General features: G+C 48.6%; 15 protein-coding genes and 2 pseudogenes. 16 read left to right on the forward strand and 1 reads right to left on the reverse strand.

Annotated features, from left to right (window positions below):
* The first annotated feature begins 5 nt into the window (after positions 1-5).
* The 14 genes and pseudogenes from ATW55_RS07965 to ATW55_RS08020 all read left to right on the forward strand — a co-directional run bounded on the left by ATW55_RS07965 (position 6) and on the right by ATW55_RS08020 (position 13,921).
* Positions 6-1,940 (forward strand): S9 family peptidase, encoded by a 1,935-nt coding sequence (locus ATW55_RS07965; RefSeq protein WP_067715273.1) that lies wholly within the window; start codon positions 6-8, stop codon positions 1,938-1,940.
* Between the two features lie 32 nt (positions 1,941-1,972).
* Complete coding sequence (locus tag ATW55_RS07970; RefSeq protein WP_067715275.1) at positions 1,973-2,764, forward strand: helical backbone metal receptor; 792 nt, start codon at positions 1,973-1,975, stop codon at positions 2,762-2,764.
* A complete protein-coding gene (locus ATW55_RS07975; RefSeq protein ID WP_067715277.1) occupies positions 2,764-3,285 on the forward strand; it encodes a TlpA family protein disulfide reductase in 522 nt (173 codons plus the stop codon). Before ATW55_RS07970 ends, ATW55_RS07975 begins: the two co-directional genes overlap by 1 nt.
* A 4-nt stretch (positions 3,286-3,289) precedes the next feature.
* Entirely contained in the window at positions 3,290-3,979 is a 690-nt protein-coding gene (locus ATW55_RS07980; protein WP_067715280.1) for a cytochrome c biogenesis CcdA family protein, read from the forward strand.
* Between the two features lie 146 nt (positions 3,980-4,125).
* Positions 4,126-5,106: a LacI family DNA-binding transcriptional regulator gene (locus ATW55_RS07985; RefSeq protein ID WP_067715283.1), complete on the forward strand. Its 981-nt coding sequence runs from the start codon at positions 4,126-4,128 to the stop codon at positions 5,104-5,106.
* A gap of 48 nt (positions 5,107-5,154) precedes the next feature.
* The gene (locus ATW55_RS07990; RefSeq protein WP_067715287.1) at positions 5,155-7,542 is read left to right on the forward strand and encodes a beta-galactosidase; all 2,388 of its coding nucleotides are present in this window, start codon (positions 5,155-5,157) and stop codon (positions 7,540-7,542) included.
* A gap of 104 nt (positions 7,543-7,646) precedes the next feature.
* Positions 7,647-9,272 (forward strand): ABC transporter substrate-binding protein, encoded by a 1,626-nt coding sequence (locus ATW55_RS07995; RefSeq protein WP_201024952.1) that lies wholly within the window; start codon positions 7,647-7,649, stop codon positions 9,270-9,272.
* Positions 9,273-9,334: 62 nt separating this feature from the next.
* Positions 9,335-10,327 (forward strand): ABC transporter permease, encoded by a 993-nt coding sequence (locus ATW55_RS08000; protein ID WP_067715292.1) that lies wholly within the window; start codon positions 9,335-9,337, stop codon positions 10,325-10,327.
* A pseudogene (locus ATW55_RS17205) lies at positions 10,324-10,509 on the forward strand (ABC transporter permease); the annotation flags it as partial. The gene ATW55_RS08000 and the pseudogene ATW55_RS17205, both read left to right, overlap by 4 nt.
* Positions 10,510-10,599: 90 nt before the next feature.
* Positions 10,600-11,256 carry an ABC transporter permease gene (locus ATW55_RS08005; RefSeq protein WP_235587057.1) on the forward strand — a complete coding sequence of 219 codons (657 nt, stop codon included), beginning with the start codon at positions 10,600-10,602 and terminating at the stop codon, positions 11,254-11,256.
* Positions 11,250-12,260 (forward strand): ABC transporter ATP-binding protein, encoded by a 1,011-nt coding sequence (locus tag ATW55_RS08010; protein WP_235587058.1) that lies wholly within the window; start codon positions 11,250-11,252, stop codon positions 12,258-12,260. The genes ATW55_RS08005 and ATW55_RS08010 overlap by 7 nt, the downstream gene beginning before the upstream one ends.
* Positions 12,253-12,743: pseudogene (locus tag ATW55_RS16770) on the forward strand (ATP-binding cassette domain-containing protein); the annotation flags it as partial. The gene ATW55_RS08010 and the pseudogene ATW55_RS16770, both read left to right, overlap by 8 nt.
* 213 nt (positions 12,744-12,956) lie before the next feature.
* Positions 12,957-13,217: an oligopeptide/dipeptide ABC transporter ATP-binding protein gene (locus ATW55_RS16775; protein WP_235587060.1), complete on the forward strand. Its 261-nt coding sequence runs from the start codon at positions 12,957-12,959 to the stop codon at positions 13,215-13,217.
* Between the two features lie 110 nt (positions 13,218-13,327).
* Positions 13,328-13,921: a hypothetical protein gene (locus tag ATW55_RS08020; protein ID WP_067715294.1), complete on the forward strand. Its 594-nt coding sequence runs from the start codon at positions 13,328-13,330 to the stop codon at positions 13,919-13,921.
* Positions 13,922-14,024: 103 nt separating this feature from the next.
* Here ATW55_RS08020 and ATW55_RS08025 read toward each other — a convergent pair whose 3' ends face one another.
* A complete protein-coding gene (locus ATW55_RS08025; protein WP_067715297.1) occupies positions 14,025-14,909 on the reverse strand; it encodes an NAD(P)-dependent oxidoreductase in 885 nt (294 codons plus the stop codon).
* A gap of 510 nt (positions 14,910-15,419) precedes the next feature.
* Between ATW55_RS08025 and ATW55_RS08030 the strand changes: the two genes are divergently transcribed.
* Both ATW55_RS08030 and cobA read left to right on the forward strand, forming a co-directional pair.
* On the forward strand, positions 15,420-16,238 hold the full coding sequence (locus tag ATW55_RS08030; protein WP_082685656.1) for a formate/nitrite transporter family protein: 819 nt from the start codon (positions 15,420-15,422) through the stop codon (positions 16,236-16,238).
* 68 nt (positions 16,239-16,306) lie between these two features.
* Positions 16,307-17,767: a uroporphyrinogen-III C-methyltransferase gene (gene cobA, locus ATW55_RS08035; protein ID WP_067715300.1), complete on the forward strand. Its 1,461-nt coding sequence runs from the start codon at positions 16,307-16,309 to the stop codon at positions 17,765-17,767.
* The last annotated feature ends 18 nt before the right edge of the window (positions 17,768-17,785 follow it).

Raw genomic sequence — 17,785 nt, forward strand, 5'->3', positions numbered from 1 at the left:
TACGCATGAAAAAAACTGTTCCCTATGGATCGTTTCCTTCTCCGATCCACACTTCACTCTTTGTAAAGGGTGCGCGTTCGTATGATCAGCCAGTGATTTGCGGTGAGGAGATCTATTTTCTTGAAACGCGCCCAGAAGATGAGGGGCGCACTGTGATCGTTCGCGTCGATCACGCTGGGCGATGCGTGGATGTCACGGGCGATCCGTTTACCGTGCGCACCCACGCACACGAATACGGAGGAGGTGCCTATGCGGTAGGCCGCGATGGCGTCTACTTTTCACATGGCAGGGACAATCGCATCTATGAATTGCGAAAAGGCGCGTCGCCCACGCCGCTGACGCGCGAGTTTGACGTTTATTTTGCCGATCTGCGCGTGGATGACACGCGCTCGCGCATCATCGCTGTGATGGAGGATCATCGCGGCGACGGAGAGGCAGTCAGTTCCTTGGTCAGCATCCCGCTTTGCGGTGACACACGCGGATTGCCTGAGACGCTCGTTTCAGGAGCGGATTTCTATTCCTCGCCGCGCATCTCCCCCGATGGAAAAAAACTGGCGTATCTCTCGTGGAATCACCCGATGATGCCGTGGGATGAGACGACACTCACCTGTGCGGATTTTGATGAAGCGGGAAGGATTGTCGCGTCACGCGTCCTGGCGGGCGGCGCAGGCGAGTCCATCTTTCAACCTGAGTTCAGCCCGGATGGCGCACTTTACTTTGTCTCGGATCGATCGAATTGGTGGAATCTCTACCGCATGGAAGGTGATGCGGTTGTGGCGCTTGCGCCGATGGAGGCAGAGTTTGGTTTACCGCAGTGGGTGTTCGGGATGTCTACCTACGGATTTCTCGGGCGTGATACGCTGCTATGTACATACTCTCGCGCGAATCGCTCTTATCTCGCGACGCTTGATCTAAGGACGCTTATACTGACGACGCACGACGTGCCTTACGATGTGATCTCAGATGTAGCGGCGAGTGAGCGACACGCTGTTTTTCTCGGCGGCTCTACACGGCAACCGACCGCGCTGGTACACTTTTCTCTTGATACCTCATCCTGCACAACCCTCGTCGCGCCGCCACCGCTTCCCTTTGCAAAAGAACATCTTTCCGTTCCCGAAGCGATCTCCTACCCAACAGCAAACGGACAGTTGGCGCACGCCTTCTTTTACCCTCCGACCAATGCGGAGTATGAGGGACCAGATGCAAAGCGGCCGCCGCTTTTGGTCATCAGTCACGGCGGTCCGACCAGCGCCGCCACACCCAAATTCAAACTTGCGATCCAGTTTTTCACTAACCGCGGGTTTGCGGTGCTCGATGTGAACTACCGGGGAAGCACAGGGTACGGGCGCGCCTATCGCGACGCCTTGCTTGGTGTGTGGGGGATCGCCGACGTCGAAGACTGTGTCTATGGCGCGCGCGCGCTCGTGGAGCGAGGACTGGTGGATGGCGATCGCCTGATCATTCGCGGAGGAAGTGCAGGAGGATACACGACACTCTGCACACTGACGTTTCACGATGTGTTTCGCGCAGGCGCGAGTTTCTATGGAATCAGCGACGCAGAGGCGCTCGCGCAGGAGACGCACAAGTTTGAGTCGCGCTACATGGACCGCCTGATGGGGCCTTATCCTGAAATGAAAGCTGTGTACGAAGCGCGCTCGCCGATTCACTTTGCCGAGCGCTTAAGCGCGCCCACGATCTTTTTTCAAGGAACGGCGGACAAGGTTGTGCCTGTAAATCAAGCGGAGCGCATGGTGGATGCACTTAAGAAAAATGGAATTCCAGTTGCCTATGTCCTTTACGAAGGGGAAGGGCATGGGTTTATTCGCGCAGAAAATATCACACACTCCCTTGCCGCCGAACTGTATTTTTATGCGCGAATCTTCAATTTTCCATATCGCGAAGAAGATCCAAATCTCTCAATCTTTAATTTAGGGGACTGAGCACGGGTATTATTGCGGAGAGGGGCGGGGAGATGGAGTGGATTGATGATGTAAACCGCAAGGTAAAACTCAAGCGCACTGCAACGCGGGTGGTATCGCTCTGTCCGTCTGTCACGGAAACACTTTTTGCGCTGAATCTGCGCGACGAGGTCGTCGGACGAACCCGGTTTTGTATTCATCCTTCCGAAGAGGTAAAACGTGCGCAGAACGTCGGGGGCACCAAAAAAGTGGATGACGCGCGCATCGAAGCGCTTCGGCCTGACTTGATTCTCGCAGTAAAAGAAGAGAATACGCAGGAGATCATCGCATCGCTTGAGACGAAATATCCCGTGTATGTTTTTGACGTGCGGACGCCGCGTGATGCATTGAGGATGATTGAACAGATCGGCGCGATGTGTGGCCGCCAAGATGAGGCTGCGAAACTCGTGGAGGAGATTCGCGAGCGACTTTTACGGCTGACCCCTGTCGTGTTGCGTTATGCGTACCTGATCTGGGAGTCGCCGACCATGGCAGTCGGAGGCGACACGTTTATCGATTCACTTCTCCAAACGGCCGGATGGCAGAATGTTTTAGCGGATTCTTTAGAACATTATCCAGTTACAAGTCTGGAAACAATTCGCAAAAATATACCCGACGTGGTATTCTTGAGTTCAGAGCCTTATCCATTCAAGGAGCGACACATCGCAGCCTACAAGGCGGCTTTTCCAGACTGTGATGTGCAACTGATTGATGGCGAGCTCTCTTGGTTTGGAGCGCGTATGCGCCAGTCTCTTGATAAGCTCGCGGAGATGAATGATAAGATGCGAAAAAGGCAGGCGTACTGATGAAACGTAGATTTTCAACGTATGGACTTTTCCTTGTCCTGGCAGGCGCCATCATAGCAGGAATCCTCTACCGTTCTGGGCCTGCGGTCAGCCCTGAAAAGGGGTATACGGCACCTTCGCTCACACTCAATACGCTAACCACAAACAAACCGTTCTCTTGGCAGTCCCTCTCGGGAAAATTGTATGTGCTCAACTTCTGGGCGTCGTGGTGCCCTCCATGCAACGCGGAAGCTCCCGGTTTTGTCAAGGCGGCAGAAAAGTACAAAGGAAAAATTGAGTTTATCGGCGTCAATATGACCTCGGCCGATTCTCCGCCGGCAGCGCTTGGTTTTATCAAGCACTATCATATTCCGTACACCGTTTTGGCAGATGTACAGGCAAAGGCGGCAAGCGCCTATCGCATTGTCTCGATTCCCACGACATTCTTTGTGAATCAAAAAGGGGTCATCGTCGATCGCGTGACAGGGCGAATCTCAGAGGGGACGCTTGACTCTCTTTTGAGTCAGCTTGAAAAGGGATGATCGCATGAATTCACCAAGTCTTTGGCTCGCATTCATTGCAGGGCTTGTCTCCTTCGCATCACCTTGCAGTTTGCCCTTATATCCGTCTTTTCTCTCCTATCTGACAGGTGTTTCATTTTTGCCGGGACAGAGAGCTGAACAAGCCGGTGTGCGTCGCCGCGCACTCACGCACACCTTATTTTTTGTTCTAGGATTCTCCATGATCTTTGTTGCTCTAGGCGCTTCAGCCTCGCTTCTAGGCAGCCTGTTTTCCCAATACCGCAATCTGATCAGCATGTACGGGGGTATCCTGATTGCACTTATGGGGCTGTGGCTGCTTTTTTCCTATCGCATCTCGCAGCTTGCGTTTGAAAAACACTGGCATCTGCCGATAAAGCCCACGGGGCCGTTTGGCGCATTTCTCGTGGGGCTCGCTTTTTCTGCGGGTTGGACACCGTGCGTTGGACCAATTCTCGCCTCTGTGCTTACGATGACGGCAACCAGCGGCATTGCAGGTGGGTGGCTTATGCTCGCGTACGCGTTAGGTTTTGCCATTCCATTTCTCGCCATGGCCGCGACGCTTGGCTCCGTACGTTGGCTTACGCGCTACAGTCTGCGGATCAGCCAGATCGGCGGTATGATCATGGTTGCCATGGGAATCTTGCTTGCCTCAGGAGAGCTCGGCAAAATTTCTGCTTGGCTTACAAATAGTTAGATGAGAATGGAGAGCGATTGGCGCTCTCCATTCTTGTGAGAAATAGAAATCAGAAATTGTTGCTTGACAATAGACTACTTTCACACTTATTATAATCCCGTAATCGAAACGATTCGATTACGGGATTCGTAGTAAGGAGTTTGTAAATGGCGACTATTAAAGATGTAGCAACTGCGGCTGGCGTATCTGTATCCACAGTCTCCATCGCCCTGAAACATGACCCAAGGGTTAAGGAAGCGACAAAGAAAAAAATCTTTGAGGCTGTTGATCGGCTGGGGTATCGTCCCAATGGCATTGCCCGTGATCTTAAAATGAAGAGTACACAGACCATGGCTGTTTTACTGCATGATTTAGGGGGGCCTTTTTATTCAGAGTTAGTGTCGGGAGTACAGGATGTTGCGTTGGCTTATGACTATAGCCCAATCATTTCGTGTTCTGTCGGCGGGAAGGGTATTGCTTTAAAGAGATTGCTTCTTGAAAATCGGGTGGATGGCGCAATCATTCTCGATCCTTATATCGAAGAATCATTTATTCGAAAGGTAGCTTCTCCAAATCTTCCAATTGTGCTTTTAGATCGGGAGATCAATTTACCCTATGTGTATAGAGTAACTTCAGACCATGAAGGGGGAGCTTACGCGGCAGTCGCGCATCTCATTGAAAGAGGTCATCAGCGAATTGCCTTTGTCGGAGGTCCACAGCGTTCGCTTGATAATCTGTTGCGCTATAAAGGTTATCAAAAGGCATTGGTGGATCACGGAAGGAGCGTGGATGCGAGATTTGTTTATGCGGGTGATTTTACTGAGAAAAGTGGCTACGCTTTAGGGCTGTCACTAAGTGGTTCGCAATACTTGCCAGATGCCATTTTTGCGGCAAACGATGAAATGGCGATCGGTCTTTTGAGAGCGTTTTCGGAAAAAGGCCTAAAAATTCCGCAAGATATTGCGTTGGTTGGATTTGACGACATTAGGCTTAGTCAGTACACAGTACCTAAACTCACTTCTATCCATCAGCCAATGTATGAGTTGGGAATTGTCGCAACACAGATTTTATTTCGAGTGTTGAATGGGGAGTCAAATATTGAGCCAGTTGTTCTATCTACTCAACTGATGATTCGAGATTCTACCTAATCGCTTGAGGTGAAACGGTATTTTATGAGTGGTTGAGAGGGGTATAGAATGCTTACGATCAAAAATGGCGCATTTTATATGAATGGAACACCGACCTTTCTTTTTGGCGCAGAGTGTCACTATTTTCGGTTGGATCCGGAGGAGTGGCGGGATCGACTACTTCAAATCAAAGAGGCAGGGTGTAATCTTGTAAGTACCTATATTCCGTGGTTATGGCATGAGCCCATACAAGGGGAGTTTGACTTTACAGGAACATCGCACCCTAGACGTAATCTGCTCGGTTTTTTGAAACTTTGTGATGAAATCGGATTCAAAGTCATGGTGAGACCGGGGCCTTATGTGATGTCAGAACTTAAAAGAGAAGGGATACCAGAATGGCTGATCAATAACTATTCTGAAGTGATTGCTCGCACGGAATCGGGCAATCTACATCCTGCTCGACTTGTTTCATATCTTCATCCGCTCTATTTACAATTGGCGATGAATTGGTATGACGAAGTGCTGACGATTCTCCGGCCATTTATGGAGGACCGCGCTGGCCCTGTTGTGATGATTCAATTAGACAATGAGATTGGTATGCTTCAATGGGTTACAAATTCTGCAGATTTCCATCCCCTTACAATGCAACGATTTCACGATTTTGCAAAAGGGAGCCACGCATCACAAAAGCACATGGTGACAGATGATGAGCGAGAAGATCGAGTGTCATCATCTTTTGATCAGCTAAACGAAGATGAGAAAAATCTGTGGAGTCATTTTATATGGTCAGAGTTTTGTAGGTATGAGTATTCGGAATATGTATCACGTCTAGAAGAACGTGTTCGAGAGCATCAAATAAGTGCACTGACGGTGATTAACGTACATGGATTCAAGGATTTGTCGATTTACAGTCGGGGAACAGACTATCCGATCGGTATCAGTCAGTTGAGGACTGCCGCGCTTCGTCATGATTGCTGTATTGCGGGAGATTTCTATCCAGGACACATTACGTACGATAATTTCCACGATGTTATTTTAAGTACGGTATTGACTGCGTGTATCAGTTCAAAAGAGCAACCGATTTTTTCGGCTGAATTTCAGTCGGGCAGGCTTTCGGATCGTCCCACCGTTTCTGCATCCGATATGAATCTTCTAACAAGGTTGTGTATCAGTCACGGAATGAACGCGTTGAATTATTACATGTTTTGTGCTGGAGATAACCCTGAAAACATTGGATTGTTTGGCACTCGCCATGAATGGCAGGCGCCCATCGCGTCGGATGGATCACAAAGAGCGGGGTACATGATGGCCAAAGAGATTGGCCAAATGATTTCTAGTGTCCAGGAAAAATTGGTTTTGTCAAAAATAGATGTTGACACACATATCGGATTTTATTCGCCGTACTACATGACTGAAACGAATTGGCCATCCTCTAAAGCGGTGCAGTCCATGATTCAAGAAGTTACGTCCATCCGGGAGAATTTTGTGTTTGATGGCGTGTGGAGATTATTAGCGGCGGCAAATCTTTCATATGACGCTGTGGATTTGCTGGGAGAGAAGGTGTTGGATCCCAAAGACTATCCCTCGTTGTGGGTTGGAACGACACCTCGGATGGATGCGGAAGTTCAACAAAAATTATTAGATTATGTAGAATCCGGCGGAAAACTTTGCCTTACACCATATCTGCCTGAGCATGACCTAAACGGACGTCCTTGTCGAATTCTTGCAGATGCAGTTCAAGTAGAATTGGGAGATCCGGAGCATGGGTATCAGCTCGTCGATTTCCGAAATTACCCGTCGACATTTTGCCGGATGCATCTCAAGATTTACGGAGTCCCTGATCATGAAATCATTGCGACATCCGCGGACGATCCGCGAGTATGTGCTGCGTTTTACAAAAAAATCAAGCGTGGCAATCTTATGCTTTTAGGTGTGGGAATGCTTCATGAGTATCAGTATCAAATGGATGTCATTCAAAGCGTCGCCGATCGTATGGGGATTCATGCATCCGTGTATCGCACCCATCCACGCATTCACGCGACGATAAGGCGAGGTGCTCATGGATCGTTTCTGTCCCTGCTGAATTTGGACGAAGAACTTGCATCGACTCAAGTAAAGACGGGTGCCGAAGTCCTGTTTGATCAAGCTTTCATAAATGTACCTGCGCGTAGTGGGCTTTTGTTGCCGCTCATGCTTCAAGTGGGAGGTATGACGCTGCGCTATAGCACGATGGAAATCTTTCAAAAACAAATCGACGATCAAGTCGTGAGGATTGGATTTAGGGCAACAAATAAGCGAGAAAGGGTCTGTATCTCTCCGGGATGGACTGTATCGGCGATCGGTGCAACCCTATTCCAAAATAATGCGGAAGATCAAGTCGAAATCACATGTGAATTGGATGTGGAGCAGATTCATGAAAAACGTCACATCTTTTTGATCTTTTATCGAATCGTTTAGATTTTAGACAATTTAGGAGGTGGGGCGTATGTGAACGTGTGTGATCCTTGAAACGTTCAGTTTGGACTGGAGATTTTGTTTAAAAAATAAAAGGGGGAAGTAACGTGCTCAAGAAAAGATGGGTGTACAGTGTGGCAGCGTTGTTAACGCTTTCAATGATGGGTGTCGCACAAGATTCACTGGCTGCCTCCTCAAGCAACCAGCAACCACCTTTGATCATGGTACCAGGCCAAGGCGGTCAGTTTCAGGAAAATTTTAGTCCCTTCTCTACAAGTGCACTCCAAGGCACACTTGGATTGATCTATCAGCCTCTCTTTTATTTTAATCCATCTGGCCAAACCGTACCTTTGCTAGGACAGTCTTTTGTTTGGTCTGATCACGCTAAAGTTCTGACCGTTAATCTTAAGCATAATGTGAAGTGGTCCAATGGAACGCCCATGACGTCAACGGATGTTGTGTTTTCGTTTGATTTATTGAAGAAGTTCCCGCAATTGGATGGAAGTCAAATATGGAAAGTCATTTCCGGGGTTAGAGCCAAAGGTCCATTTCAAGTTCAGTTTACATTTCAAACCCCGAATTCAGCCTATGCATACTACATCCTAGGAACTACCTACATTGTTCCGCAACGCGTTTGGAAAAACGTGTCTGATCCAACCAAGTCATTGAATCTTCACCCAATGGGAACGGGACCCTACATTTTAGTGTCGTTCACTCCGGAAATGTATCAGTTTATGGCAAACCCCGTGTATTGGAATGGCGCACCTAAAGTAAAACGAGTCGATTTCCCAGCCTATTCTGGAAATGAGAGTACGACGCTTGCCTTGGTTCAAGGAAAAATTGATTGGACTGGATTGTTCATTCCACATATTGACCAGGTGTATTCAAACAGAAGCCCTTACAATCAATATTGGTTCTCCGATTTTGGGGGAGCGAATATGATTTACACAAATTTACAAAACCCCCTGTTGAAGCAGTTGCCTGTGCGTGAAGCGATCAGCTTGGCAATCAATCGACAAAAGGTTTCCCAACTCGGGGAATACGGGTATGAACCACCCGCGACTCCTACAGGATATGCCCTGCCACCTGCAGCCAAAGCGTGGACAGATCCAAAGCTGCCTACACAGTTTCAGTACAATCCAGCAAGAGCCATTAAAATTTTAGAGCAAGCAGGGTTCAAGAAGAATGCTCAAGGTGTTTTTGTGTCCAAGAACGGTCAACCACTTTCATTTACCTTGGATGTCGTCAGTGGCTGGACAGATTGGGATGCTGACTGTTCGATTGTTGCGAGTGAATTATCCAGTATCGGCATTAAAGTGCAAGTACAACAACTTGCTTTTGGAGCGTACTATCAAAATCTGTCGACAGGTCATTTTCAACTGGGCATGAGTTGGAGCGGTTCCGGACCAACACCGTTTTACATGTATCAAAGTCTTTTCCAGCCGAATGGATCTGGCAATTGGGATCACTGGAATAATGCTGTAACCACGAAAGCGCTCTATAACTATGAACACACAAGCAATGTGAAAAAACAACAACAAGATGTGTACGTCCTAGAAGATGCGATGGTGAAATCACTTCCGTATATTCCGCTCGTATACGGAGTTGGTTGGAACGAATACAGCACCAAGAATTTTGTCGGTTGGCCGAATGCCGCAAATCCTTATGCGCAAGGATCACCATGGGTTTCACCATCGAATGGGATCATTCTCTCCCAATTGCGCCCTAGATAATGCAAAAGGGTGGGGGAAAGGTGCGCTTTTCCTCCACTCTACCGATTAAGGAGGCTCAGGTCATGCGTTATTTTGCACAGCGGTTTGGCTTTTTCGCCCTTTCTTTATGGGCTGCAATTACGATTAACTTCCTTCTGCCGCGGTTTATGCCTGGAAATCCAGCAGAGGTGATGATCACCCGCTATCAGGGGCGCCTGAATCCCATGGCCCTTCACGCACTCGAGTTGCAGTTTGGAATCAGCAATCAGCCTTTATGGCAGCAATATCTTACGTACATCCAAAATATTATTCATGGACAATTTGGATTATCGATTACGTATTATCCAGTTCCCGTCATCAATGTCATAAAGAGCAGCCTGCCGTGGACGTTAGGTCTTGCAGGAACGGCTACGGTAGTATCATCGGTGATCGGCGTGTTACTAGGGATATTTGCTGCGTGGAAAAGGGGAGGAATGGCGGATACCTTGTTGCCTGTCGTGACAACATTTACTTCTGCGATCCCTTATCAATGGTTGGCACTTCTTATGCTCTACATCTTTGGTTTTTCCCTTGGATGGTTTCCAACAGCTCACTCGTATTCTGCAACTGCTACTCCTTCGCTCAAACCAGCATTTATTGGAAACGTACTTGATCACGCAATTCTGCCTGCGGCGACGATGATTGTAACTGCATTGGGTGGATGGCTCTTGGGAATGAGAAACAACATGATCCATACATTGGGTGAGGACTATGTTGTATTTGCTGAAGCTAAAGGTGTAACACAAAAGCGCCTGAAATATATGTATGCCGCGAGAAATGCTTTGTTACCCAGCTTGACAGGGTTTGGCATTGCGTTGGGATTTGTCGTCGGTGGTTCTGTGCTTGTCGAGAGTGTTTTTTCTTATCCTGGGATTGGGTATCAACTTGTCACGGCAGTGCAAAACGAAGATTACCCTTTAATGCAAGGACTCTTTTTAATTATATCGGTATCCGTCTTACTTGCTAATTTTATTGTTGAGATGCTCTATGGAAAACTAGATCCGCGCGTTAAAAGGGGAGGGGCAGGCAGATCGTGAGTATAACGGGTGGTATCAACGTAAAGCGGTCGCGCAACCTTCCTGTATTACGTGGATTTAGGAATTTTTTAAAAGATACGCGGGCGAAAATCGGGATTACAATTTTTATTTTCTTTGTGTTGATTGCAATTTTAGCACCGGTGTTGACTCCCTATAATCCGAATGACAATAATTTTGCACCATTAATGCCACCAAGCGCCAAACATTGGTTGGGCACAACAGGGAACGGACAGGACGTATTTTCGCAATTTGTTTGGGGTGCCAGAACCTCCTTGTCGATTGGACTTTTAGCAGGATTTATCTCTACGGTACTCTCCGTCTTGATAGGGATGTATCCGGGATATCGCGGAGGCTGGCTTGACCGAATCTTTGACACACTGACGAATGTTTTTCTAGTGATTCCAGGTTTGCCGCTGATTATTGTCATATCATCCTATGTTCACTCAACAGGTCCATGGGTCATCGTGTTTGTGATTGGGTTGACAGGTTGGGCTGGAGGAGCTCGCGTTTTGCGTTCCCAAACGCTCACCTATCGAAATCGCGATTTTATTAGCGCCGCGAAGTTAGGTGGAGCGTCGGAATTGCGTATTTTAGTGTGGGAAATTATCCCGAATATGCTTTCGCTCATCATCAGCAATTTTATGTTTGGAACATTAGGAGCCATTTTGGCAGAGGCCGGTCTGGAGTTTTTGGGACTAGGCAATGTAAGTGTCGTGAGTTGGGGAACCATGCTCTATTGGTCAGATTCGGGGGGAGCGCTCTTGATGGGAGCATGGTGGTGGCTATTGCCTGAGGGGCTTGCCATCGCTCTCTTTGGAATGAGTCTGGCCCTTATGAATTTTGGTATTGATCAACTCACCAACCCGAGACTGCGCAAAGATCATGGGAATCTAAAAAAACAAACTGGGAAGGAGGGAGTCTCGTGCTGAATGCTGAGCCAATAGAAAAGCAGAAGCCAATTTTAGAAGTGGAGCATTTGACGGTTTCTTATGCCTCTGCCAAAGGGGATGTCGTAGCTGTTCGCGATGTGAGTTTTACTTTGTATCCTAATGAGATTATGGGTCTTATCGGAGAATCGGGTTCTGGCAAATCAACCATGGCTTACGCGATTTTGCGGATGTTAAAAGGAAATGCGCGTGTCTCGCAAGGAACCATTCGCGTATTGGGCAAAGATATTTATCAGTTATCGGCTGAAGAGCTCAGGAAATTTAGATGGAGCCACTTCTCGATGGTCTTTCAAAGTGCTATGAACGCTCTGAATCCAGTGATGACGGTCGGGGCACAAATGATCGACACCCTTTTGAGCCATCGGCCGCATCTCACTCGTGCAACAGCACACGAACGTGCGTTGGAATTGTGTGAGCTTGTTCGCATTGACCCGCGTCATTTAAAAAGTTATCCGCACGAGCTATCGGGAGGTATGCGCCAGCGTATTGTGATTGCGATCGCGATTGCACTCGAACCATCGCTTGTCATTATGGATGAACCTACCACGGCGCTTGATGTGGTCGTTCAACGGTCTATCATGGATCAAATTCGTGAAATACAAAAGCGCGTTCATTTTTCTATTCTCTTTATCAGTCATGATTTTAGTTTAGTCTCTGAGCTTGCAACAAGAATTGCCATCATGTATGCGGGTCAAATCGTTGAGTTCACAGATGCCCTCTCGTTAGAGAATCGCGTGGGGTTTCATCATCCTTATACAGAGGGTTTATGGAAGTCGATTCCCAAGTTGTTGGATCGCGAAATCGTTATTGAAGGCATTCCTGGGGGACCACCTGATTTGTTGCGCTTACCAACAGGGTGTTCCTTTCATCCGCGCTGTCGGTACAAAAGCAAACTCTGCACAGAGAAGACTCCCGAATTGAAAACGTACGACACGTATGAGATCGCATGTCATCATGTACTGGACAAGGAGGAGCAACATGATTGATGTCAATCCCATCTTGGTGGCGGATCAAGTCGTGGTGCGATTTCCAGTCGCATCCAATTTTAAACGACAAGAGATCATTCCTGTGCGGCGCGTGAGTTTTACATTAAATAAAGGCGAAGTGCTTGCAATTGTCGGAGAATCTGGAAGTGGAAAAACCACGATCGGAAGAGCTTGGTGCGGTTGTTAGAGCCTAGTGACGGAAAAATCCTTTTGGCGGGAAAAGACATCACACATCTAAGAGGCCGCTCACTCGGCGAACAGCGCGAAAAGATTCAGATGATCTTTCAAGACCCATATGGGTCATTGAATCCTGTACACACGATCGCGCAGCACCTTGCCTTTCCGATCAAGAAATTTCAAAAGTTGAGCAAATCGAATCTTGATGAGGCGATTGAAGAAGCGCTTTTGCTTGTTGGCTTGACACCGATTTCTGAGATGAAGAATAAGTTCCCGCATGAACTATCAGGTGGTCAGCGGCAGCGCGTTGCGATTGCGCGTGCACTGTCCGTTCGCCCCAAGGTTGTGGTCGCAGATGAGCCCATCTCAATGCTTGATGTTTCAATTCGAGCAGAGATCTTGAATTTACTCAAGGATCTGCAGAGGCGCTTAGGAATCTCATTCGTTTATATTACGCATGACCTTGCATCTGCAAGGTATTTTGGAGATCGCATTGCAGTCATGTACGGTGGCCAAATTATGGAATTGGCGCTTTCTGATCAACTTCTTCAACAACCGCACCACCCTTATTCCAGGTTGCTTTTAGCCGCAACGCCAGGCATGAAGTATGTGGATAAACTCCCGGAAACGAGCAACCGTGCACCTGATTTACTCAGCTCTCGTAAAGGATGCCCGTTTGCTGGGCGCTGTCCATCGGTACTGACGATCTGTCACGAGCAAGAGCCCCTTCTTCAATCCGTGGACGCGACTCATCAAGTTGCGTGTCATCTTTTTCATTAGTTCGTAATCTGAACTTTCTTGTTCTTGGGAGGAGAAAATGAAGTTGACATTTTAAAAATGTAAATTAGTATATAAAAGGATGTATATATAAGAAAGGGGTTTCGTATGCAATGAATTACCCTGTATCATCATTTTTTCCAATTGCGATAGGTTTTTTAAGCTTATCGATTAACTATTTTGTGCAAGGTGGCAGTGTGCTTTTTGATGGGCCAAGACATGTCAAAGACCCCAGGCAAAACGAAAAAATGCTTGGACTTTGGGGGATGCTGCTCGGTGGATTCGGACAGCTTTTAACTGGGACGTACTTGATGGTCGGTCTGAGCTGGTTTCCAGTCTATCGCGATGCGGCGCCGCTCTACATGGCAGCTGTTGCCTTTTCTGTTTACGGTATTCATTGGATTGTTTTGGGGCTGCGGCGGTTTCTCGGATTGGACGCTGGCTCTGAGGCGTGGATGTCCATCCCGCTGCTGGGTCTTAGTGTGCTTGGCGCCATTTCGTTTTCAATGGCTGGAGACCAACCAGCAGTGATTCTTTTTGTCGGACTGATTCTGATTTATATTTCCGAACTCATCGCACGTTTTACTCAAATTCAGTTTTGGGTAAAGTCACTCGCGTTTTTCCAGCTCATCACTGGAGTCTGGCTCCTGTATCTCACGTATGGCGTCACGTTAAACACGGCAAACGGACTCCACTTCTGGGTTTAATCACAATCCGGTTGGTTGATTGATTGAGATGAAGCACAGTCCTTCAAGAAATTGAAGAGACTGTGCTTTTTTGTTGAAAGACGACATAGTGGCAAAGAGTGGATCATTGTTGATCATCGAGTGACCATTGTTCGTAGACCTTGGCAATTGCGATCATGTCTTCTGCCCCCCATCCCTGTGCGCGCGCCATCTGCAAAACCTGTTGCGCTGAGGCCAACACGGGAAGTGGTAGACCTGCGCGCCGCGCGAGTTCAATCGCCAGCTGGACATCCTTTGCGAGCAGATTTGCTGTGAATTGGGGCGAGAAATCGCGGTTCACAAGTTTTGGTCCCTTGTATTCCATCACGCCGCTGCGCGCCGCGCTTCCCGCCAGAAGTTCCATCCATTTTTGCGTATCCACGCCCGCTGCGCGAGCGAGTGCGAGTCCCTCAATCATGGAGAGCAGGTTGAGTGTCAGCACCGTATTGATCGCCAGTTTTGCGTGCAGTCCGGAACTGTGGTCTCCCACGTGAACGATCGTTTTGCCCATTCGCTCTAAGAGTGGTAGAACGCGCGAAAATGCGACTTCAGGGCCACCGACCATAAAGGTGAGTGTACGCGCTGCCGCGTGCGGCGTACTGCCGCTCACGGGTGTATCTAGGTGGAAAACACCCAGATCTTGCAACCGCTCTGCGTGTTGAAGACTCGCATCTGGACTAATAGTGCTTGCATCGACGACGATGGAACCTTGTTTTAGTCCGGCGCTCGCACTGTCATTACCAAACAGGACGTCATGCACCGCCTGTTCATTGGAAAGCATGAGAAAAAGCACATCGACATCCTGCGCGACTGCGCGCGGTGATGCGCAAAATCGTGCGCCTGCGTCGACTGCGCGCTGGGCGTTTGCCCTCGTGCGATTATAGACTTGCGCTTCGATGCCCTCTTGCGCAAGGAGATGACCCAGCATGGGCAATCCCATGGCTCCTGTTCCAATCCATCCAATCCGCACTGGAATTCCCCCATTTCGAATGACTCATCGTGCAATTGTATTTTACCTATTTTTCATGCAGGATTCAGGCATGCAATAAAACAGAACGTCGTTCACGATTATGAAACAAATCTGCCTTAATGTATCGCTGTCAAGACACAATTCTAATAAACAATTCATGTATAATGCAAAAGATGGTATGAACAATTTGAACACTATAATTAAACCAAAGGAGGTTCTGAATCCTATTTGTAAAACAAGCTGATGACATCGATTTTAAGAAAGAAGATCTGTACGATCTCTGTGGATGGCGTCGCGCACACTGTAGCGGCAGGCGTGCCAAGATCCGCAAGTGAATGAGACACTTTCTATTGACTGGTCGATGGATCAAGCGCTCGCACAAGCTGCGCGGTCAGCAACTGATCGTTTCTGATTTGCGCAGAAATGACACAAGAGACGACGAGGATTGCACGGTGTAGAGTGAATCTTTTTAATTCGAATGATTGTATGCATCCTAGAGGAGGTAGTGAATTGGAAAACTTCAGGTCTCCGGCAGAAATTGCCGCTCTTGCAGTCGAGAGTGGTGTTGCTAAAGCAAAATTGAGCATTGGAAAGATGCTGGTTCTCGGTTTTCTTGCAGGCGCATTTATTGCACTTGGATTTTTGTTTGATCTTCGTGTCACGGCGACGATTCCCAAGGCGTGGGGGGATGGATTTCGCTTTCTCATCGGTGGTGCAGTTTTCCCAGTAGGACTTATGCTTGTCGTCATTGCAGGGGCAGAACTGCTTACGGGGAACATGATGACGCTCCCAATCGCGTTTCACGCTCGGCGTGTGCGTCTTGGAGCGGTAATCAAAAACTGGATCTTTGTAACAATCGGTAACTTTTTCGGTTCCATTTTTATTTCTTATATGGCGATTGAGGCACACCTTCTTACAACGGGTGACTGGAAGAAATGGACTATTGGGGTGGCCGTCGCAAAGGTGAGTTTACCGTATTGGTCCACCATCATCTCAGCGATTGGCTGTAACTGGCTCGTAACGTTAGCGGTATGGCTCGCGCTGGGGGCAAAAGACGTTATCGGGAAAATTTTTGGCATTTGGTTTCCGATCTTTGCTTTTGTCGCGATTGGATTTCAACACGTCGTTGCGAATATGTTTATCATTCCGACTGCGATCTGGCTTGGCGGTCCGATCACGTGGGGACAGGCGATCACGGAACTCAGCGGCGCTTTTATAGGAAATGCGATCGGTGGCTGGCTGTTTGTGGCGTCAGCGTATGCGTACACGTACATCAACAAGACTGCTTCACAATCAGAAGGAAAAACGGGGACGATCTCTTCAACGTAGATTGACCGCGTGCAGTCAGCACGATACAATGACCATAAAACAATCGTTATTATGGGGGAAATGTGTGGATGAATCCGGTGATGCTCCTGGGTGCTGGCCCAGGTGACCCGCAGTTGCTTTCTGTGCGGGGAAAGACAGTGCTTGAAATGGCAGATGTGGTGGTGTATGACCGCCTTGTTTCACCGATACTCCTGGAAAGTTCTCCTTATTCGACAGAACTCTTCTATGTTGGCAAGGCGTCGTCTGCGCACAGTGTCGCTCAAGAAGACATTCACCAGTTGCTGATTCAAAAAGCGCGCGAGGGTAAGCGAGTTGTTCGGTTAAAGGGGGGAGACCCGTTCATTTTTGGCCGCGGCGGTGAAGAGGCGATGGCGCTTCGGGCGGCAGGGATTCCTTTTCAGATCATTCCAGGTGTCAGTTCTGCGGTGGGCGTGCCCGCCTATGCGGGAATCCCTGTGACACAGCGCGAGACGGCAAACTCGTTTCGCGTTGTGACGGGACACGTGAGCTCTGCGGAGCTTCCCGCGTTTGGTCCGCCACGCGCAGATGAAACACTCATCATCCTTATGGGCCTTTCGAATCTGCGGGAAGTTGTCGCCTCACTACACGAAAACGGCTATTCAGCGGATATGCCCGTTGCCGTCACACGTTTTGGCACGACGTCTGAACAAACTACCGTGCGCGGGACACTTATGGATATCTCGTCTCGCGTCGCGCGTGCCAAGCTTAAAAGCCCTGCGGTCATCGCGGTGGGCGACACTGTGAATTTGCGTGATACGCTAGCGTGGAGAGAGCGTCTTCCTCTTTTTGGTAAACGGATCTTGTGCATTGCGGAAACGAGCGAGCAGATGCGCGCAGAGTGCGATCAACTTCAAGAGGCGGGGGCAGAAGTGTTTCCGTTTGCCTTGGAGCGCTATGCGACTGTGAGTGACAGTTGCGAGGCAAGAATCGCATCGGTTTTGTGCGACGCCGCCACAATGCAAGTCACGATCATCGTGCGCACATTGCTCGGCGCAAAGGCGCTGTTGCGCGTGTTTCGGGATAGGCGAACTTATCCGGCTCGACTTTTTCGTTTAACCATAGCGTCAGCGAGCGAGGGTGTGATCGCTTATTTGGAGGGGCAGGGCGTGCTGCCTGAACGGATGGGAGAACCTTTGGGGAGTGGGCATCTTCTTTTTGGCGGACAAGTGTTTTCCGAGTCTGGAGGCGGAATGGCGCCTGTGGAGGGAACCTGCCCGCTCACACTCGTGGAGTATCGTGTCGGAGGATTGTTGCCTTTGCGGTCGTGGATCGAAAATAAAGAGATGCATCCGGTTGATGCGGTTGTTTCGTATGCAGAAATTGCTGTCTCCCATCTGAGACGTCAGGAGGTTTGGCCGTTTAGAGCGCTTGAACTTCGGCGCGCGAGCCTGTCTGGCAAAGAGGATTTGATCGAGGAACTTTGTAAACGCTTGGTCTGGACGAACGTGCATGCAACAGATCATGGAAATGAAGACAGGTGCGACGCGCTAGGTGGCATTGCAAATTGAAAAAAAGCAATATGAAGA

This window comes from Ferroacidibacillus organovorans (assembly GCF_001516615.1).
In the GTDB taxonomy this organism is placed as follows: Bacteria; Bacillota; Bacilli; order Alicyclobacillales; family SLC66; genus Ferroacidibacillus; species Ferroacidibacillus ferrooxidans_B.